The 20,356-nt window shown below is 56.9% G+C and carries 17 protein-coding genes; 5 read left to right on the top strand and 12 right to left on the bottom strand.

Going from position 1 to position 20,356, the window contains the following annotated elements:
* Positions 1-37 precede the first annotated feature (37 nt).
* From CX511_RS07050 to CX511_RS07030, 5 genes are all read right to left on the bottom strand, one after another.
* Positions 38-526: a hypothetical protein gene (locus CX511_RS07050; protein WP_177409665.1), complete on the bottom strand. Its 489-nt coding sequence runs from the start codon at positions 524-526 to the stop codon at positions 38-40.
* A 511-nt stretch (positions 527-1,037) separates the two neighbouring features.
* Positions 1,038-1,793: a hypothetical protein gene (locus CX511_RS07045; RefSeq protein ID WP_220639110.1), complete on the bottom strand. Its 756-nt coding sequence runs from the start codon at positions 1,791-1,793 to the stop codon at positions 1,038-1,040.
* 251 nt (positions 1,794-2,044) lie between these two features.
* On the bottom strand, positions 2,045-2,800 hold the full coding sequence (locus CX511_RS07040) for a hypothetical protein (RefSeq protein WP_220639109.1): 756 nt from the start codon (positions 2,798-2,800) through the stop codon (positions 2,045-2,047).
* Between the two features lie 251 nt (positions 2,801-3,051).
* A complete protein-coding gene (locus CX511_RS07035) occupies positions 3,052-3,807 on the bottom strand; it encodes a hypothetical protein (protein WP_220639108.1) in 756 nt (251 codons plus the stop codon).
* Between the two features lie 20 nt (positions 3,808-3,827).
* Positions 3,828-7,298: a T6SS effector BTH_I2691 family protein gene (locus CX511_RS07030; protein ID WP_220639107.1), complete on the bottom strand. Its 3,471-nt coding sequence runs from the start codon at positions 7,296-7,298 to the stop codon at positions 3,828-3,830.
* A 341-nt stretch (positions 7,299-7,639) separates the two neighbouring features.
* Between CX511_RS07030 and CX511_RS07025 the strand changes: the two genes are divergently transcribed.
* Positions 7,640-11,113 carry a hybrid sensor histidine kinase/response regulator gene (locus CX511_RS07025; RefSeq protein WP_101292242.1) on the top strand — a complete coding sequence of 1,158 codons (3,474 nt, stop codon included), beginning with the start codon at positions 7,640-7,642 and terminating at the stop codon, positions 11,111-11,113.
* Here the strand turns inward: CX511_RS07025 and CX511_RS07020 are convergent.
* Both CX511_RS07020 and CX511_RS07015 read right to left on the bottom strand, forming a co-directional pair.
* Positions 11,085-12,473, bottom strand: coding sequence for a DNA recombination protein RmuC (locus tag CX511_RS07020; protein ID WP_177327816.1), 1,389 nt, complete (start codon positions 12,471-12,473; stop codon positions 11,085-11,087). The two genes, CX511_RS07025 and CX511_RS07020, sit on opposite strands and share 29 nt — an antisense overlap.
* A 179-nt stretch (positions 12,474-12,652) precedes the next feature.
* Complete coding sequence (locus tag CX511_RS07015; RefSeq protein WP_045187479.1) at positions 12,653-13,081, bottom strand: tetratricopeptide repeat protein; 429 nt, start codon at positions 13,079-13,081, stop codon at positions 12,653-12,655.
* Between the two features lie 958 nt (positions 13,082-14,039).
* Between CX511_RS07015 and CX511_RS07010 the strand changes: the two genes are divergently transcribed.
* The 3 genes from CX511_RS07010 to CX511_RS07000 all read left to right on the top strand — a co-directional run bounded on the left by CX511_RS07010 (position 14,040) and on the right by CX511_RS07000 (position 16,571).
* Positions 14,040-14,264, top strand: coding sequence for a hypothetical protein (locus CX511_RS07010; protein ID WP_045187354.1), 225 nt, complete (start codon positions 14,040-14,042; stop codon positions 14,262-14,264).
* A 418-nt stretch (positions 14,265-14,682) separates the two neighbouring features.
* Positions 14,683-15,165, top strand: a complete 483-nt coding sequence (locus CX511_RS07005; RefSeq protein ID WP_101292241.1) for a hypothetical protein — start codon at positions 14,683-14,685, stop codon at positions 15,163-15,165.
* Positions 15,166-15,311: 146 nt separating this feature from the next.
* A complete protein-coding gene (locus CX511_RS07000; RefSeq protein ID WP_045187358.1) occupies positions 15,312-16,571 on the top strand; it encodes an OmpP1/FadL family transporter in 1,260 nt (419 codons plus the stop codon).
* A gap of 40 nt (positions 16,572-16,611) precedes the next feature.
* Here CX511_RS07000 and CX511_RS06995 read toward each other — a convergent pair whose 3' ends face one another.
* Positions 16,612-17,547, bottom strand: a complete 936-nt coding sequence (locus tag CX511_RS06995) for a LysR family transcriptional regulator (RefSeq protein WP_045187360.1) — start codon at positions 17,545-17,547, stop codon at positions 16,612-16,614.
* Positions 17,548-17,663: 116 nt separating this feature from the next.
* Here CX511_RS06995 and CX511_RS06990 point away from each other — a divergent pair, with 116 nt between their 5' ends.
* Positions 17,664-17,927: a DUF2798 domain-containing protein gene (locus CX511_RS06990; protein ID WP_045187362.1), complete on the top strand. Its 264-nt coding sequence runs from the start codon at positions 17,664-17,666 to the stop codon at positions 17,925-17,927.
* Positions 17,928-17,934: 7 nt separating this feature from the next.
* Here the strand turns inward: CX511_RS06990 and CX511_RS06985 are convergent, their stop codons facing one another.
* The 4 genes from CX511_RS06985 to CX511_RS06975 all read right to left on the bottom strand — a co-directional run bounded on the left by CX511_RS06985 (position 17,935) and on the right by CX511_RS06975 (position 20,319).
* A complete protein-coding gene (locus tag CX511_RS06985; protein ID WP_045187480.1) occupies positions 17,935-18,486 on the bottom strand; it encodes a glutathione peroxidase in 552 nt (183 codons plus the stop codon).
* 43 nt (positions 18,487-18,529) lie between these two features.
* The gene (locus tag CX511_RS25405; protein WP_256205390.1) at positions 18,530-18,652 is read right to left on the bottom strand and encodes a hypothetical protein; all 123 of its coding nucleotides are present in this window, start codon (positions 18,650-18,652) and stop codon (positions 18,530-18,532) included.
* Positions 18,649-19,851 carry an MFS transporter gene (locus CX511_RS06980; RefSeq protein WP_045187363.1) on the bottom strand — a complete coding sequence of 401 codons (1,203 nt, stop codon included), beginning with the start codon at positions 19,849-19,851 and terminating at the stop codon, positions 18,649-18,651. Before CX511_RS06980 ends, CX511_RS25405 begins: the two co-directional genes overlap by 4 nt.
* Before the next feature lie 63 nt (positions 19,852-19,914).
* Positions 19,915-20,319: a MarR family winged helix-turn-helix transcriptional regulator gene (locus CX511_RS06975; RefSeq protein ID WP_045187364.1), complete on the bottom strand. Its 405-nt coding sequence runs from the start codon at positions 20,317-20,319 to the stop codon at positions 19,915-19,917.
* Positions 20,320-20,356: the final 37 nt, after the last annotated feature.

Below are 20,356 nucleotides of genomic sequence, written 5' to 3'. Positions count from 1 at the left end.
ACAGGCTAATCATTGCTGACATAATGTATATCCCCCATCAGTACTGTGGAACGTCAGCCCTGGTTTTGATGAAAGGTACGTTTGGAGACAAGAAAGACCTGATAAATTCAGCGACCTTTTCTTTTTGTTTTCTTTTGCAGAAAACATTAACCCCACCATTGGTTACATGCTCATCGCCCTTTTGTATGATGCTGTACTGAAAATCGACGATTTCTCTATTAGTAACAACCGCGAGCTGGGTGATTTCTTTCCACTCAAACGCATAGTGATGGTATTGGGTATGCATTTCCCGATAGCTCTTTGAGTACGCCATTGAGAGATACGTCAAACCCACCCCGCCTGGGCCTATCAACGCGCCGAGCAAGAATGACGGATCAATGGTTGCCATGAAAACAAAGAAAACCGCCGTTACCCCCGCAAGCCATTTCAAGAATTTCAGAGCCCACTCCGGGAAGTCTTTCCACTCACAATGCTCCAATCCGGACTTAGTGACGCGATAGGCGCAATTAATTCGCTGATGGGTCACACTCAAAATTACAAGTGTAAAGACCATATAAAAGAAAAAACTAATTACAACTCTAGCTACGACCCTTCACCCGGCGCAGGCACTAAACACACTACATACGACAGCCCAGCCAGTGCAACTGACAAAAACAAAAACATGCAATTAGCTACAAAAGTATTGTAATTGCGCGCCCGAATTGTCCAACCCAACAATTCGGGCTCATGCGAAAATTTCCATTTAAGCTGCGGCGGCAGCTCAAGGTCCTTATTAAGTTTAAACACTGAAGCGCCCACTAATTAGTTTAATCTGGAACATCCAGCTTTAAGAGTTTGGTATTTTTATTGGCCAGCACTCGGACTGGCCGCGGGACTATCTAGCCAGACTTGCCAAAGTCGGTGTTGCTCTTGCGAGGGGTAAGCAAAATCCGCTGGACAGACCCTATTTCTTGGTCCTTCCGGCAACACTCCAAGCAGCGTTGGATCGACCCAGTTGCCATCGAGAAACTTGGCCAATTGCCACCAACGCTCAACCATTAGTCTGTACTGAGCGGCACGTTAACTTTCGCCTTAATAAAAGGTACGTCTGGAGACAGATAATGCCTGATAAAATCCGCTACCTTTTCTTTCTGCTTACGTTTGCAAAAAATATTCAGACTCCAACTCACCACTCGACCAAGGCGCTGATCGAAATGAGTAAACTTCAAGTCCACCACTTCTCTATTTGTTGCAATAGCCAGCTGCGTGAAATCTTTCCACTCGTATATCAGATGATGATACTGGGTTTGCATTTCTCGATAACTCTTTGAATAGGCCATCGAGAGATACGTCAATCCGATTCCGCCAGGACCTATCAGCGCACCAAGCAAGAATGACGGATCAATGGTTGCCATAAAAACAAAGAAAATCGCCGTTATCCCCGCAACCCATTTCAAAAATTTCAGAGCCCATTCCGGAAAATCTTTCCACTCGCAGCACTCCACTCCAGACTGGGTGAAGCGATAGGCAAACTTCATTCGCTGATGGGTTACACTCAAGATTACAAATGAAAATATCATATAAAAACAAAAGCCAATTACAACTCTAGCCATGATGCCTTCACCCGGCGCGGGCACTAAATACACTACATACGACAAACCAATCAATGCGACTGACAAAAACAAAAACATGCAATTAGCTACAAACGCATTGTAATTACGCGCCCGAATTGTCCAACCCAACAATTCGGGCTCATGCGAAAATTTCCATTTAAGCTGCGGCGGCAGCTCAAGGTCCTTATTGAATTTAAACACTGAAGCGCTCACTAATTAGTTTAATCTGGAACTCCCAGCCTTAAGAGTTTGGTATTTTTATTGGCCAGCACTCGGACTGGTCGCGAGACTATCTACCCAGACTTGCCAAAGTCGGTGTTGCTCTTGCGATGGGTAAGCAAAATCCGCTGGGCAGAGTCTATTTCTTGGTCCTTCCGGCAACGTTCCAAGGAGCGTTGAATCGACCCAGTTTCCATCGAAAAACTGGGGCAGTTGCCACCAACGCTCAACCATTAATCCGTACTGAGCGGCACGTTAACTTTCGCCTTAATAAAAGGCACACCTGGGGACAAAAAAGGTCTGATAAATTCTGCTACTTTTTCTTTTTGCTTTCGCTTGCAAAAAATATTCAAACTCCAATTCACCACTCGTCCAAGGCGCTGATCGAAATGAGTAAACTTCAAGTCCACCACTTCTCTATTTGTTGCAATAGCCAGCTGCGTGAAATCTTTCCACTCGTATATCAGATGATGATATTGGGTTTGCATTTCTCGATAACTCTTTGAATAGGCCATCGAGAGATACGTCAATCCGATTCCGCCAGGACCTATCAGCGCACCAAGCAAGAATGACGGATCAATGGTTGCCATAAAAACAAAGAAAATCGCCGTTATCCCCGCAACCCATTTCAAAAATTTCAGAGCCCATTCCGGAAAATCTTTCCACTCGCAGCACTCCACTCCAGACTGGGTGAAGCGATAGGCAAAATTCATTCGCTGATGGGTCATACTGGAAATTGTAAGTGTAATAATTAAAAAAAAGCAAAGACTAACTATCACTCGAGTCAGCACCCCCTCACCCGGCGCGGGATTCAAATACACGGAATACGACACTATGGCTACCAATACAAACATAAATGCAAACATGCAATTAGCTACAAACGTATTGTAATTACGCGCCCGAATTGTCCAACCCAACAATTCGGGCTCATACGAAAATTTCCATTTAAGCTGCGGCGGCAGCTCAAGGTCCTTATTAAGTTTAAACACTGAAGCGCCCACTAATTAGTTTAATCTGGAACATCCAGCTTTAAGAGTTTGGTATTTTTATTGGCCAGCACTCGGACTGGCCGCGGGACTATCTACCCAGACTTGCCAAAATCAGTGTTGCTCTTGCTAGGGGTAAGCAAAATCCGCTGGGCAGAGTCTATTTCTTGGTCCTTCCGGCAACGCTCCAAGCAGCGTTGGATCGACCCAGTTGCCATCGAGAAACTGGGCCAATTGCCACCAACGCTCAACCATTAATCTGTACTGAGCGGCACGTTAACTTTCGCCTTAATAAAAGGCACACCTGGGGATAAAAAAGGCCTGATAAGCTCCGCCACTTTTTCCTTTTGCTTTCGCTTGCAAAAAATATTTATATTCCAATTGGTTACAAAGTCATCTCCTTCCATGGTGGTACTGTATTTTAAATCGACCACCTCTCTATTGGTTGCAATAGCAAGCTGCGTGAAATCTTTCCACTCATGAATCAGATGATGGTATTGGGTATGCATTTCTCGATAACTCTTTGAATAGGCCATCGAGAGATACGTCAATCCGATTCCGCCGGGACCTATCAGCGCACCAAGCAAGAATGACGGATCAATGGTTGCCATAAAAACAAATAAAATCGCCGTTATCCCCGCAATCCATTTCAAAAATGTCAGGACCCACTCCGGGAAATCTTTCCATTCACAGCATTCCACTCCAGAAGGGGTGAAGCGATAGGCAAACTTCATTCGCTGATGGGTCATACTGGAAATTGTAAGTGTAATAATTAAAAAAAAGCAAAGACCAACCATCACTCGAGTCAGCACCCCCTCACCCGGCGCGGGATTCAAATACACGGAATACGACACTATGGCTATCAATACAAACATAAATGCAAACATGCAATTAGCTACAAACGTATTGTAATTACGCGCCCGAATTGTCCAACCCAACAATTCGGGCTCATGCGAAAATTTCCATTTAAGCTGCGGCGGCAGCTCAAGGTCCTTATTGAGTTTAAACACTGAAGCGCTCACTAATTAGTTTAATCTGGAACATCCAGCTTTAAGAGTTTGGTATTTTTATTGGCCAGTACGATGCCATCCTTCTCCATCAACTCATTATTAAATGCAGTGTTGACCCGGTCGGCTTCATTCGTTGTCCATTCCAGGGCCAGCCGAAACATGTATCCACGACGATCGCTTCGCTGCCGCACGCCAGCCGGATATTTAACCTCCAATTCAAGGACCGGACTGGCCGCGGAGCTATCTATCCAGACTTGCCAAAGTCGGTGTTGCTCTTGCGAGGGGTAGGTGAAGTCCGCTGGACTGAGTTTATTTCTTGGTCCTCCCGGCAACTCTCCAAGCAGCGTTGGGTCGACCCAGTTACCTTCGAGAAACTGGTCGTAAAAATTGCTCTCTGTGACAGACAGCCGGCCTTTCGAAAAATAACGCTTCTCGATTATCGCTGGCTGCAAGGTCAGCTCTTTGCCCGCCAACGCTGCAGGCAGCTGGATTTGCACCCAGAAGCCCAGCCATCTCCTCGGAGTGCTACCACCGCCGTAAGACAAGGCCCTTGCCATTACTGTGGGGCGCTGCAGGGTCTCCAGCAGCATTTGCATTTGTTCGAGATGGCCTTCCTTGCCCTGCGATGCAGGTGTTGCCCCGCGTCCCCAACTGCAGCGGTACAGCCACAAGCGCAGCCCCTCACGCTTGAAGCGGTTGGCGGCCATGGAGACCATCAGATAGGCAATACCCAAGAGCGCTAACATGATCGTTACTGGCGTCGACATAATCCAGGCAAAACTAACCCAATAGCCGAGCCTTGCGCCAATTAGCTGGCCTAAGGCAACAAGCCCCGTCCCTTGAACAATACGAAGCTTCCATTTAAGGAGCGTTTTCTCTTCCTCGCTAGTGGCAACATCTGCGTCTTTGGCAATCTGCCACGCCTCAAGCCCAGCAGCAACGGCCCCCAACGCTGCCCATGTCACCGTACGCAAAATCAGACCCTTCGAAACCGTGGCAAACTCGTTTGCAACCGCAGCCTGGGCACTCCCACTGGCAGAAGTTTTGGCTTTTGCTAGCCACTGAAAATAACCAGCCTGAGCAACCTTAAGTGTTTTGCCACCCAACTTCGTAGACATCCCCCCCGCCCGACTCCAAGCCGGCCCAACCCACAACGCCGCGATGGCATTGGCGGCGTAAGCGGCATTGGCCCCCATGGTGCGCCATTCATCCGCAGAAAAATGACCGTCGTTCTGCGCCTTCTTGGCGCTGCTCCAGACGTTCCACACGTTCAAACCTACCAGCAAGGCTGGCAAGGCATTGCCCAGGTTCTGCCCCATCCAGGCTTTGGTGCGCACCAGGTAATCTTCGGTACCGGCCACTTTCAGTTGCGCCAACACCTCAGACTGCCCCAGGTCGACGAGCCAGCTGTTAATCAGCCCCAGCGGGGCGTTCAGGCGTGTGCTGCCAGACGCTTTGGCGATGATCTGGTTAGGCCGTTTGAGGAACAGCTGTTTCAGCTGTTCTTCATGGGTTTGCAGTGATATTCGCGCGCTGCGTTGGTCGTGAGCCGGCGCGGGGTGAAGCAACACGCGCTTGGCGCCAGTTATTTTGTTGTTCACGGTTTGCACTTGCAGCAGCCAGGCCTGGTAGTCACGTAAGTAGGTCGGGTTGGTGAGCAACTGGGTGGCGCTGGATATTTCAGTGGAGATCAACACCTGGGTCGCCGCAAGGGTCAAGCCGGTGTCTTGCTTCATGGCCGGCAGCAGCATGCCGCTGAGCCCGTGCCAGGCGTCCCTGGCCTGGTTGTTGGCGACCTGAATCAGGGTGCTCATGGCTTGCTTGGCGGCGCTGCTCATGGCTTGGTAAGGCGGGCTGTTGCGGACTGACTCCAGGTCAAGGACCGCTTTCATTTCATTGGCTCGGGTGGCCATGCTCGTCACATCACCCGCCGCGCTCGGCGTCAGTGCCGGGGTGCTGCCATCCCCTTCACGGCCCTGGTCGTCAAGGGTGCCGTAGGTGGTGAAGTTGTGCGACACCGTTTTGATCAAGGCCGCCACGTCCGGGCTGAAGTTGTACAGCGCCAGGCCGAACAGGCTGGTCGGTCGCCTGGCCTGCTGGCACAGCCACTTTTGCCCGCTCTGCCCGTTGCCCAGTACGGTGTACAGCGCGTTTGCGGTCTCCAGCAATTCGCTGGCTTGGTCGGCTTTGCAGGTGTCGTGGTAAACCGCCTCAGCGCGGGGGCTGAGGCGATCAAGCCAGGTGAGCAGATCCGCTTCGCTTCGCTGGCCATGCGCTCGAAGCCGTTGCGCCTGGGTGGTGGTCTGACTCAGGTACTGCTGCACCTCATCAAAGCGCACGTCCTCGCGCCACAAGCGTTTGGCCTTCCATTCTTCAAGGGCGGCCTGCCAATCACCTTGCCCGGACAGTTGCCCCCATCTGCCTTCAAACGTGGCCCTGGCGGCAGTGAGTGCCGAAGTCGCGCCCATCTCCACCACGCTTTCCAAATCGGTAGAGACCAGGTCCTTGCCACGCTCGACTTCATCCACGGCTTTCAGCAGGGTGTACAGGTCGTCGGTGCAGGCTTGGCGCTCTATAGGGTCCTCAATTGAGGCGGGGATAAATGCATCGCTATCAAACCCACACAACCGCTCGACGGCGAGCGCGCTTTCCATTGTGTGTTGGTGCTGGCTTTCAAACTGACTCAGTTCCATCAGCCGACCGGTCAGGTTCATGTTCAAGTCGTCGACCATGGCCAACGGATCATCCAGCGCGATGAACAGCGCCGTGTCTTGTTCGGGGACCCGCCCGCGCACCAAGGCCTCTTCGAACGCCGCTTTGCTCGGCAGGTCTGATTCACTCGCTGTTGTCGGCAACAGCGTGCTGGAAAAGGTCGGGGCGTTGGCGCCGTAGACGAAAATATCCGCCACGCTGTTGCCCAGCTCGGTAATCAAGCCACCGTGCTCGACGGTTCCGCTGGCACAAAACGCCGGCAGATCCACCGCTCGCATCCATTGGTGCTGTTCGGTGGCGCTGCTGCGCATCAGCTCGCACATGCGCCAGGTCCATTGCACCGGCGAGTATGCGATACGCAGCTGGCTACGGCGGGGATAGAGCAGGTACGGCTGGCTTTCGCCCGGGTTGTGACGCGTGTCCTGATTCAACTCGCTGTCGGTCCAGCGGTGGCGGGTGAAGTACTCAGCGTTTACCTGGTACTCGTGGAAGGTCTGGTCGACGCTGTTCCACACATACAGCCAGCCATCACGCAGCTGACGCAGGGTGTAGCTGCGGGTCTGCAGCGGGGGCTGTTTGCTCGACCAGCCGGCGGGAAGCGGATTCGGTCCTTGGCTACTGCCTTTGCTTAGCGGTGATTCGTCCAACGCATAACGCACCGGGAAAATCGCCACCTCGGCCTGTCTGAAGGCGCATTGGCCCCTGCCCATCGGGGCGTTGGTGAATTCCTGGTAGAGCCGGGCCTGGTTCAGTTCGGCTTCTGTCGCGGGCTTGTTCATCACACGTCCTTGTTCATGTCTGAGTGCAGGCAAGCGTTGGCCATGTGCTGGATACGCAGCGCTGGTGCCCAAAGCGTGCTTGAGCCAAGGACAACACCCGGAAACGCTACCAAGCGCGACAAATAATTGATGTCAGACGCTTCCGAAAATACATCCGTATTTGCAGACTGTTGGTTGGTGAGTCACAAAAAGCTCGCGAGGCACGCCTGCCCGCTGAACCTGCGACGCTCTGCCACTGCTACCATCGTCGGCGCTGACGAAGCGCCTGCGGCGTGCCAGACTGATTGATCGAGGTTCGCCGTTACGCCGACGGCTGTTCCATTTTTTGTTTCGGAGTAGTCATGTCGCTGTCCAGTGGGCTGATCGCCGTGGTCGCCCTGGCCTATATGGCCATCATGTTCGCTATCGCCTTCTATGGTGACCGGCGCAAAACGCCGCTGCCACCGCGCTTGCGTGCCTGGGTCTATAGCCTGTCGCTGGCGGTGTACTGCACCAGCTGGACGTTCTTCGGCGCCGTCGGCCAATCCGCCGAACAGCTCTGGGCATTTCTGCCGATCTACCTGGGCCCCGTGCTGTTGCTGCTGTTCGCGCCCTGGGTGCTGCAGAAGATGGTGCTGATCAGCAAACAGGAAAACATCACCTCAATTGCCGACTTTATTGCCGCCCGCTACGGTAAATCCCAAACCCTGGCGGTGGTGGTAGCACTGATCTGCCTGGTGGGTGTGTTGCCCTACATCGCCTTGCAGCTCAAAGGCATCGTACTGGGTGTAAACCTGCTGATTGGCGCCAGCGCCGACGCCACCGGCAGCCGCGTGCAAGACACCGCACTGGTGGTTTCGCTGGTACTGGCCCTGTTCTCAATTGTGTTTGGTACGCGCAGCCTGGATGTGACCGAACACCACCGCGGCATGGTCCTGGCCATTGCCTTCGAATCGATGGTCAAACTCTTGGCCTTCCTCGCCGTCGGGGCTTTCGTCACTTTTGGTTTGTATAACGGTTTCGACGACCTGTTCAGCAAGGCACAACTGGCCCCGCGCCTGGAAGGCTTCTGGAACGAGACTATTAACTGGCCGTCAATGGTGGTTCAGACCGGCGTGGCGATGATGGCGATCATCTGCCTGCCTCGGCAGTTTCATGTCACCGTGGTCGAGAATATCGAGCCGCAGGATCTGCGCCTGGCCCGCTGGGTGTTTCCGATGTACCTGATCCTCGCCGCGCTGTTTGTGGTGCCGATTGCCTTGGCCGGGCAGATGTTGCTGCCAGGGGTGATACCCGACTCCTACGTCATCAGCCTACCGCTGGCCGAAGCGCATCCGGCCCTGGCATTGCTGGCGTTCATCGGCGGCGCTTCGGCCGCCACCGGCATGGTGATCGTTGAAGCGGTGGCACTGTCGACCATGGTCTCCAACGACATGCTGCTGCCCTGGTTGCTGCGCCGCAACAACGCCGAGCGGCCGTTCGAAGTGTTCCGCCACTGGATGCTCTCGGTACGCCGAGTGACCATCGTTGTCATCCTGCTGCTGGCCTACGTCAGCTACCGCCTGCTCGGTTCCACCGCGAGCCTGGCAACCATCGGCCAGATCGCCTTTGCCGCCATAACGCAGTTGACCCCGGCTATGCTCGGCGCCCTGTACTGGAAGCAGGCCAACCGTCGCGGTGTGTTCGCCGGCCTGGCTGCCGGGATCTTTCTCTGGTTCTACACCCTGGTGCTGCCGATCGCCGCCCACAGCCTGGGTTGGTCGCTGGACCTGTTTCCAGGGCTGGCCTGGCTGCACGGCAACCCGTTGAACCTGCCGATTACCCCGCTGACTCAAGGGGTGGTGTTGTCGCTGGCCGGCAACTTCACCCTGTTCGCCTGGGTTTCGATCCTCTCGCGTACCCGCGTGTCGGAGCACTGGCAAGCCGGACGGTTTATCGGTCAACAGACCAGCGCCCGGCCCAACAGCCGCTCATTACTGGCAGTACAGATCGACGACCTGTTGCAACTGGCGGCGCGCTTTGTCGGCGAAGAACGCGCGCGACAGAGTTTCATCCGCTTTGCCTACCGTCAGGGCAAGGGCTTCAACCCCAACCAGAACGCCGACGGTGACTGGATCGAGCACACCGAACGCTTGCTCGCCGGGGTGCTGGGCACCTCCTCGACCCGTGCGGTGGTCAAGGCGGCCATTGAAGGCCGTGACATGCAACTCGAAGACGTGGTGCGCATCGCCGACGAAGCCTCGGAAGTGCTGCAGTTCAACCGCGCCCTGCTGCAAGGCGCCATCGAGAACATCAGCCAAGGCATCAGCGTGGTCGACCAGAACCTGCTGCTGGTGGCCTGGAACCGCCGCTACCTGGAGCTGTTCAATTACCCCGACGGGCTGATCAGCGTCGGCCGACCGATTGCCGACATCATTCGCTACAACGCCGAACGTGGCCTGTGCGGCCCCGGCGAAGCGCAGGTCCATGTGGCCCGGCGCCTGCACTGGATGCGCCAGGGTCGTGCACACACCTCTGAGCGGCTGTTCCCCAATGGCCGGGTCATCGAGTTGATCGGCAACCCGATGCCGGGCGGCGGCTTCGTCATGAGTTTCACCGACATCACCCCGTTCCGCGAAGCCGAACAAGCGCTCAAGGAGGCCAACGAAGGCCTGGAGCAACGGGTCGCCGAGCGCACTCAGGAGCTGTCGCAACTGAACCAGGCGCTGACCGAAGCCAAGAGCCACGCTGAGTCTGCGAACCAATCCAAGACCCGCTTCCTGGCGGCCGTCAGCCATGACTTGATGCAGCCGCTCAATGCTGCCCGCCTGTTCTCTGCAGCGCTCTCCCACCAGGGCGACGGTCTCTCCACAGACGCCCAGCAGTTGGTGCAGCACATGGACAGCTCGCTGCGCTCAGCCGAGGAATTGATCAGTGACCTGCTCGATATCTCGCGCCTGGAAAACGGCAAGATCACCCCTGATCCCAAGCCGTTTGCCCTGAACGAGTTGTTCACCACCCTGGGGACCGAATTCAAGGTATTGGCCCAGCAACAGGGCCTGGATTTTCGCGTACGCTCCAGCCGCTTGCGGGTGCACAGCGACATGAAACTGCTGCGGCGGATCCTGCAGAACTTCCTGACCAATGCCTTCCGCTACGGCAAGAGCCCGATCCTGCTCGGTGTCCGCCGAGACGGCGGCAAGCTGTGGCTGGAGGTCTGGGACCGCGGCCCAGGCATTGCCGATGACAAGCTGCAGGTGATTTTCGAGGAATTCAAACGCCTGGACAGCCATCAGACCCGCGCCGAAAAAGGCCTGGGGCTGGGCCTGGCGATTGCCGATGGCCTGTGCCGGGTTCTCGGTCATTCGTTGGAGGTGCGCTCCTGGCCAGGCAAAGGCAGCGTGTTCCGAGTCAGCGTGCCCCTGGCCACCACACCGGTCGCCACCCTCGTCACCCCCGCCGAGCAAGCGGGTCAGCCACTGGCCGGTATGCAGGTGCTGTGTGTCGACAACGAAGACAGCATTCTGATCGGCATGAACAGCCTGCTCAGCCGCTGGGGATGTCAGGTGTGGACGGCGCGTAACCGCGACGAATGCGATGCGCTGCTCAAAGAAGGCATGCGTCCGCATCTGGCGCTGGTCGATTTCCACCTGGACGACGGCGAAACCGGTACCGAGCTGATGGCTTGGCTACGCACACGCCTGGGCGAACCGGTACCTGGCGTGGTGATCAGTGCCGACGGCCATAGCGAAACCGTGGCGCAGGTGCATGCTGCCGGCCTCGACTTCCTCGCCAAGCCGGTCAAGCCGGCGGCGTTGCGGGCCCTGCTCAATCGCCATCTGAGCTTGGTCCAGTAAGGCTGCTGGTGGCCAGCGGGTCGCCTTCGCTCATGGCCCGCTCCAGCAAATCGGCCGGCAGGCTCTTGCTGGCGCGGGCGCCGAGCAACTTAAGTTGCTCACTGCGACTGATCAGGTTGCCACGCCCTTCGCAGAGCTTGTTGCGGGCAGCGCTGTAGGCTTTATCGACCTGTTGCAAGCGATTGCCCAGTTCGTCCAGGTCCTGAATGAACAACACGAATTTGTCGTACAGCCACCCGGCACGTTCGGCGATTTCCCGGGCATTCTGACTCTGGCGCTCCTGCTTCCACAGGCTGTCGATCACCCTCAGGGTGGCCAGTAAGGTGGTTGGGCTGACAATCACGATCTGCCGGTCGAAAGCCTCCTGAAACAGGTTGGGTTCGGCCTGCAGCGCTGCAGAGAAGGCCGCTTCGATCGGCACGAAGAGCAGAACGAAATCCAGGCTGTGCAAGCCTTCCAGGCGGTTGTAGTCCTTACCCGACAAGCCTTTGACGTGATTGCGCAACGACAGCACATGCTGTTTGAGTGCCGCCTGGGCAATCTCGCTGTCGTCAGCGCCGACATACTGCTGATAGGCCGTCAGGCTGACCTTGGAGTCGACCACCACCTGCTTGTCACCCGGCAACATGATCAGCACGTCCGGCTGGAAGCGCTCGCCGTCAGCACTCTTGAGGCTGACCTGAGTCTGGTACTCGCGGCCTTTCTCCAGCCCCGCGTGCTCAAGTACCCGCTCAAGGATCAGCTCCCCCCAGTTACCCTGGGTTTTCTGGCCCTTGAGCGCCTGGGTCAGGTTGGTGGCCTCATCACTTAAGCGCAGGTTAAGTTGCTGCAGACGCTCCAGCTCCTTGGCCAGGGAGAAACGCTCACGCGCTTCTTGCTGGTAACTGTCTTCAACGCGCTTCTCGAACGCCTGGATACGCTCCTTGAGCGGGTCGAGCAATTGCCCCAAGTGCTGCTGGCTGGTCTGAGCGAAACGTTGCTCACGTTCGTCAAAGATCTTCGTCGCCATTTCAGCAAACTGTGCGCGCAGCTCGTCCCGCGAGCCCTGCAGATCGTCCAGGCGTTGCTGATGGCTTTCTTGCTGTTCGCGCAGTTCGGCACTCAAGGCCGCGCTGTGGGCGTCCAGGCGGCGCAGTTCGGCTTCACGGGCACTGCGCTCAAGCTGCCAGGCATGGGCAGCATCACGGGCGTTGTCGCGGTCGATCTGCAGCAACTCCAGCTCACGGGTTTGCGCCGCCAGGGTCGCCTGCTTGGCAGCGTTGGCCATGCTCAAATCACTGATTTCATCGCGGCTGGCGTCAAGCTGGGCGAGCAAGCCTTCCTGAGCCAACTGGGCACTGCCCAGGCGCTCCTCCAGCAAGGCTGTTTGCGCTTCACGGGCTGCCAAACGTCTCTGCTGCTGAAACACCCAGCCCAGACAAGGCACTGCGGCTGCCATGATACCCAGCACAATGCTGGTCAGATCCAACGCCATCACCACCCGATTACTCCCAAGCAAAATCAACGGCAGAGCTTATCAGCCTTGCCCCTGCCGTGCAGTCAAGCGTCTGGTAACTGCTTGAGCAAGCGCCGGGCTTCCTGAGAGCCTTGAGAAGACGCCAGCTCCAGCCAGTAGCGCGCCTGTTCGGGTTCGTTGATCTGCGGTTGCGTGCACAAGCGGCCGTATTCGAGCTGCGCGCGTCGGTCGCCCGCGCGAGCCGCCTGACGCAACAGGTCGTGACCTATGCGCCGGTCGCGCGCGTTGCCGCAATCACGGCAGAGCATCTGCCCCAAACGGCTTTGCGCAACCACCACCCCCTGACGTGCAGGCTGCTTGAGCAAGCGCCCGGCAAAGTGCTTGACGTTGGGGTTGTCGCCCAGTCGCGGATTGTCGAGTAGCCACAAGGCGACCTTCAAGGAGAAACGCTTGGGCTCGGACAAAGGCGGTGGCGGGGTATCAATTGCAGGAATTTTGGCGCGAAACTTCATAACCAACAGCGATGACAACTCGAGAGGCGCGCCACTCTACTCCTTTTTTCTGCCAATGGCCCGAGACCTTCCGCTACTTTTTTCAAAATATTTCTGCGTCTTTTTATTGACGCACGCTGAGGTGTTTTTCTTCTGTCATATGCCTGAGGGAAAATTGTCGGACACATCGGAAAAAGCTAGCACGCCCGTCCTAGAGCAAGCGCTCGGGACAATCCACAGAAGCTGTGGATAACTCGGTGGACAACCCCCTCCAAGACCCCGCAAACCCCTATAAAATGGGGCTTTGGCTCAAACTGACGATTTTTTCACCAGCTAAAATAAGTGTTTTTTTTCATTGACTTAAGTTCTCGGTCAAGTCATTGGCCGCTCGATCAGGGGGTGTTGCAGGGCTGTAACATCGACTGCCCCATGTGTGCACAAGCGCCCCAATGAAAGGCAGTTCGTTGCACGAATTTGGCACGTTAGCGACGTTATCCCCCCTGCAGTGCCCCTTCACAGATCCTTGAAAACACGAGATACTGGCCGGCTCCGCGAATGAAAAGCCATCATCCCTTGCCAAGACCCCGTCCTTTACGGTAGTCTTCCCACTGTTAGTACCAAGCTGAAAGTCAATTCTGGCCAAAGCAGTCCTTACAGCGCCCTCTCCATCTTGGAACAGCGCCTGTTGAAACAAGGACCGGCCCACTCGATGGTTCCCAGGTAAATCACTTCTTACTCTGACCGAACCAACCTGCAGATTGATCAGGATCTTCACCCCGTGGCATAGAACCTCGACCCGGTGTGTTGCCTGCCCTCTGACGTACCTACCAGTCAGCCCCAGCGCCACATGATAAATGCGCCCAAAACTGGCTGCCCTGTTCCAGTCAGGTTCTTCGCCCAGGCTAAATCTCGGCGTTACTGGAACGTTTTAAGTGTGCACGGATCGAAACCGTGTCTATTGCAGGAACATCTAATAACTATGACTCACTCTATCCATACTCAGGCTGCGATTAGCACCCTTTCCCAGGCATTTGCCCCCCTGAACTGCTTGATCAATGCCTCGCGCAAAGGCAGCTTCAGCTTCACCCTGGTCAACGAGCACGGTATTGCCCGTCACAGCGAGCGTCTGTACCCCGAGCAGTACAGCCAAGCCGAACCGCTGCAAGCGGTTATCGAGCGCACCCGTCAGGCACTGATTGCCTGATCCGCGCTTCGCTGCAACAGCTCAAGCCCCGCCCTCTCGCGGGGCTTTTTTATGGGTACTAGTAGCCGCTGCCGCGGCACGAAGCTGCGATCGACTGCTGGGCAGTCGCAACGCGGGCTCCCCGGCGGGTCTGACAAATCGCGGTAGCCCGGTTTGCGGGCGTTTCACGCCCGATCGCAGCCTCGCGGCAGCGGCTACACCGGGCCAGTCACGACACCCCCACGGGCAGCTTTCTTAATCACCGCACGGCATATGATTTATAACTAAAAGCCGCAAATGTTTTAAAAACAGCCCTTTACAGCACGAATATGACACTACACTTCAACTCAAGCGGCATAGGCTGCTTCCGGCGGGCCTGACCGACTCTCCAGCTGCCAAGCTCCAGCGTCCGCCGGCCAAATTCAAGTTCGAGGGCATTATGGGTATCGCCGCGAGCGAGTTGAGCCAATTTGTCATTCGCCCGACCCTGATCTACCTGGGCCGCCACTGCGCAAGCGCCGAAGCTTTGTTGCTGGGTGTTGCCGCCAGCCAATCTGCCCTCGGCTCAGCCTTGCATGATCGACGCGGCCATGGCCTCTACCGGATTGCTGAACTACGCCACCAAAGCGTCTGGGACCAGTTCCTGGCCCGCGACCCCGACCTGGCCAGCCTGGTTCGCGGCCTGGCCAGCCAGCACGCCTTCCTCAGCGGCCCGCACCTGGAACTGACCGTCAACCTGCGCTACGCCACCGCCATCGCCTGGATGCTCATTGAAGAACAAGGCCCCACACTCCCCGCTGCCGACGATCTCCTGGGCCTTGCGCGCATCTGGCGCCAGACCTTCCACCCCCAGGGACGCCTGCGCGATTTCACCTGCGCCTGGCAAACCTGCATCGCGCCTGTGACTCTTGAAGCCTGCTGACAGTCACTGAACTCCATATTCGGAAAAATCCGGCCAACCTGGTCGGATTGTCCTACAAAACCGCTCTATCTCCTGCGATACAGCCTATAGCGCTGCGGGCGAAATGTTGGTAATTTTCGCCCCGGAGATCCCAAGGAGTTCTAATAATGAAAAAAGTAATGCTCAAAACCTCTCTCAGCCTCGCCGTCACTCTCGCCTCGACTCAACTGTTCGCCAGCGGCTTTGCCCTCAACGAACAGAGTGTCAGCGGCATGGGCACAGGTTTCGCGGGTCGTTCTTCGTCTGCCGATGATGCCAGCACCGTATTCGGCAACCCTGCCGGTATGTCGCGCCTGAAACGTGAGCAAATCACTGTCGGCGCCGCAGCCGTGATCGCCAAGTCCGATATCTCGGGCGGCGGCTTCCCTGGCGGTTCTACCGACGGTGACATGGTTCCGTTCGTGGGCGTTCCTATGGGCTTCTACGTCAAGCCCATCGATGAGCACTGGAGCGTTGGCTTCGGTATCTACGCCCCTTTCGGCCTGGTGACCGAGTATGAGGACGAAGCTGCCAGCCGCTACTGGGGCAAGAAAAGCTACGTTGAAGTCATCACCTTCCAGCCTACTGTCAGCTATGCCTTCAACGACAAGGTTTCGATCGGTTTCGGCCCGACCATTAACAAAATCAAAGGCGAACTGAGCTCCAACACCATCAACCCGTTCACCCCGGGCAGCAACGATGGTGAAGTGAAGATCAAGGGCGACGACACTGCCGTCGGCTACAACATCGGCGTCCTGGTTCAGGCCACCGACAAGACGCGCCTGGGCCTGACCTACCACTCGATGGTCGACTACAAGCTCGAAGGTAACACCAAGGTCAACAACGCCCTGATCGGCCCGTTCAGCGGCAGTAAGTTTGACGCTGAACTGAAAATCAAAACCCCTGAATCCGTCGATTTCTCGGTCACCCACGAGCTGGATGACCAGTGGACCCTCTACGCGGGCAGCACCTGGACCCGCTGGAGCCGCCTGGAAGCGATCACCGTGCAGAACGAAGTGCCGCCACCGTTGGCCGGCCAATTCGGCACCATCAGCGAAGAGCAGAACTGGCACGACACCTGGGCACACGCCATCGGTGCATCGTACAAGCTGAACAAAGAGTGGGTCCTGCGTACCGGCTTCACCGTCGACCAGTCGCCGACCAACAACCATGACCGTTCGCCACGTATCCCGACTGGCGACCGTAAGGTGTTCAGCCTGGGCGCTGGCTGGAGCCCGAACGACGACATGACCATCGACCTGGCTTACTCCTACCTGTGGGAAGAAGACACCAAGGTCAACCTGAGCAGCCCGACCAAGGGTTCGTACAACGCCAAGTACGAAAACAGCGCTCACGGTGTGGGTGCTTCGCTCACCTACCGTTTCTGATTTCACCATGCTGTAGTAAAACCGCCCTCGGGCGGTTTTTTCATTCTTGCGCGCCGACCGGCTCGGTAATGCCCAGACTCTCCTGCAGATAGTCCATGAACACCCGCACCTTGGGCGTCATCGCAAAACGATCAGCTACACACAGGTAGATATCCATCGGCTCGGTCTGCGCATAAGCCTGGGTGGGCTGTGAGTATTCGAACAGCGCCACCAGTTGCCCGCGCTCGATGTAGGGCCTGGCGACGAATTCCGCCAGACGCGCAATGCCGCCATGGTTGGCCGCCATCTGCGTGAGCACATCAATATCGTCGCTGATCAACACATCACCAAACTCGGCGTCAAAGCGCAGCCCGTCACGTACAAAGCCCCAGCGCAAGAAGCGCCCGTCCACCGGATAACGAAACACCAGACACCGATGCGCCTTGAGCTGCTCTGGCGCGCCAGGCCATCCCGCCTGCGCCAGGTACTGCGGTGAAGCACAGCAAATGAACGGCACCTGAGCTATGTGCCGTGCCAGCAAACCATCCTCCAACTGCGGCTTGATACGGATACTGACATCGACGCCCTCTTGGGCATGATTGACCCGCCGATCATTCGTAACCAGTTCAATCGAAAGCTGCGGATAACGGGCGCTAAAGGCCGGAATCAGAGGCGCCAGCACATGCCGACCGAACGCCGATGACGCAGCGATACACAAGCGCCCCTTGGGTTCACAATCGGGTGTGGTGATCGCCAGGTGCGCTTGTTCAAGGTCACGTTCGATGTGCTTGACCTTCTCGTAGTAAAGCGTGCCATTAGGCGTCAACGCCATGCTGCGGGTAGTGCGCGACAGCAAGCGGACCTGCAAGTGGGCCTCTAGCCGAGCAATGTTCTGGCTGACGGCCGCTGCGCTCAAGCCTAGGGTTCGGGCGCCACCCGCAATGCTGCCAGCTTCGACGACTTTGATGAAACTCTTGATCGAGCCCAGCAGATTCATAGCGATCAGTCCGGTATTCGTAAGAATTTCTTTATAAAGACCTAAGCTCGCCGCGTCTACCTGAGCGCCTGCGACGCTTGTTAGGCTGCGCCCTTCATTGCACCCAAGGAGTCCGCATGAGCATGCAGAACGTCACCCGCAGCCGCCGCAAACTGGGCGCTCGCGCCACGCCTTACGTATTCGCCTTCTATATGTCGGCGATCATGGCCTTGCTGATGTGTTTCGTGATCACTGCCGCAACCGCCGGCATCGACCCGAATTACCTGAGCAATGTGCTCAAGGCTTATCAATTGGCCATGCCGGTCGCCTTTGCCTGCGTCCTGGTGGTTCGCCCGGTGGTGCTCAAGCTGGTGGCCTGGACAGTGCATCCCGGCCACTGAGGACTGCTTACGGTTGCGAAGCGATGGCCTTCTCGATCGCGGCTGTGAATGCAGGGTCATCGGGCTTGGTCAGGCTGGAAAAATTGGCGACCACGTTGCCCTGACGATCTACCACGTACTTGTAGAAATTCCACTTCGGCGCGCTGCTCTGCTTGGCGAGGTTCTTGAACAAGGGAATCGCATCACTGCCGCGCACGGGCTGGGCTTTGGTCATGGTGAAGGTGACGCCATAGTTCGCATAGCAGACCTTGGCGGTTTTCTCGGCGTCAGCGTCCTCCTGCTTGAAGTCGTTGGACGGCACCCCGAGCATCTCCAGCCCTTGCCCCCTGTAAGTTTTGTAGACCCCTTCCAGGCCTTCAAATTGCGGCGCGAAGCCACAATAGCTGGCGGTGTTGACCACCACCAGCGGCTTACCCGCAAACTTCTCACACAGGTCAATCTGCTCTTTGCCACGTAATTCCGGCAGGCTGCCCTTGAGCAAGGCTGGACAGTCGGCGGCCTGCACGGATGCGGCAGCCATCAGGGTGAACAGTGGAACCAACAGCCAGCGTGCACGCATCATCGTCTCTCCCTTGAACCGGTCTATGACGTTCAGAATACGCCTAGCACACGCCCATGCCCAACTGCATCAGCGCCAGTCCACCTTCATGCCAGCCCCACCAGATCAACGCTAGCAGCAGTAGCGCACCGAACGCCAGGAGCCCACGCAGAGCTAAGCGGCTCATGCCGCTTGCGCCTGCAGGCGCGCCACAGGGCGTTCACGCACCGGCCAGTTGAGTGCCGCCGCCAACAGGCTGAGGAGGATCGAAATCTGCCAGACCAAGTCGTAGTTTCCGGTTTTGTCGTACACCACCCCGCCCAGCCAACCGCCCAGGAATGCGCCCAACTGGTGGAACAGAAACACGATACCGCCGAGCATCGACAGGTTACGCACGCCAAACAGGGTCGCCACCGTGCCATTGGTCAACGGCACGGTCGACAGCCACAACAGCCCCATGGCGATGCCAAACAGGTAAGCGCTGAACTGCGTGACCGGCGCCCAGAGAAACAACACGATCACCACCGCCCGCAACAGATACAGCGCCGTCAGCAAACGCGGCTTGGACATCCGTCCGCCCAGCCAACCAGCAGTGTAGGTGCCGACAATATTGAACAGCCCGACCAGTGCCAGCACCGTGGTGCCAATGGTCGCCGGCAGGTGTTGGTCGACCAGGTAGGCCGGCAAATGCACGCCGATGAACACCACCTGAAAGCCACAGACGAAAAAGCCCAAGGACAAGAGCCAGAAACCAGAATGTGTGCAGGCTTCACGCAAGGCCTGACCCAGACTTTGTTCGGCACCGTGGCTGGGTAGCGGTCGATCTTTCAACAACCCCACCAGCGGCACGATGAAGGCCACCAGCAAACCCAGCACCAGCAAGGCCGCTGACCAGCCCAGCCAGCCGATCAGGCCGAGGGTACCCGGGAGCATGGCGAATTGACCGAAGGACCCGGCGGCACTGGCAATCCCCATGGCCATGCTGCGCTTCTCTGGGGGAACGGCGCGACCCACCACGCCGAGGATCACCGAGAACGATGTGCCGGAGAGGCCAATACCAATCAGCAGGCCGGCGCTCAGCGACAGCGTCAGCGCCGAATCAGACATGCCCATCAACACCAGCCCGACGGCATAGAGAATACCGCCGACCATCACCACTTTTGCTGCACCAAGGCGATCCGCCAAGGCCCCGGCAAAGGGTTGTGCCAGCCCCCAGATCAGGTTCTGCAAGGCAATGGCGAAGGCGAACACCTCACGCCCCCAGCCGAAGTCGGCACTCATCGGTGCCAGGAACAGGCCAAAGCCATGCCGCACGCCCAGAGAGAGCGCCAGGATCAACGCAGCGCCGAGGAGAATCCAACCACTGGTTCGCCATACCGATGTCATTATTGTTTTCTCCAAAGTGCCGCAAGGCTATACGGGTATATACCCGTTTATGTCATAAAGGTTTCAGGCAAGCAGCTCAAGCAGACGCACCAGTTCATCGCGCTGCCCTTCACCCAAGGTATCAATCAAATCGGCCTGGGCTTTTTCCCAGGCTGGCTCAGCTGCGCGCAAACGCTCATGCCCCTGATCGGTCAACAGCACCAGACGATTGCGAAGGTCCCGACCTTCAGCCAGGGCCAGCAACCCTTCAGCTTCCAGCACCCGCACGTTACGCCCCAGGGTACTGCGATCCAGGCCCATGGCATCGGCCAAGGTCGAGATACTCGGTTGATCGAGACGACGCAAATGCCGCAGCAGGGAAAACTGCGCGACATTGATCCCGAAACCTTCAAGGGCTTCGTCGTAGTGTCGGCTGACCCCACGGGCCGCACGACGCAGATGGGTGCAGATACATTCACTGGTCAACATGAATACGTGTATATACCCGCATAAACCTTGAGGCAAG

The organism is Pseudomonas sp. S06B 330 (assembly GCF_002845275.2).
In the GTDB taxonomy this organism is placed as follows: Bacteria; Pseudomonadota; Gammaproteobacteria; order Pseudomonadales; family Pseudomonadaceae; genus Aquipseudomonas.
This window is presented reverse-complemented; position numbering and strand designations above follow the sequence as displayed.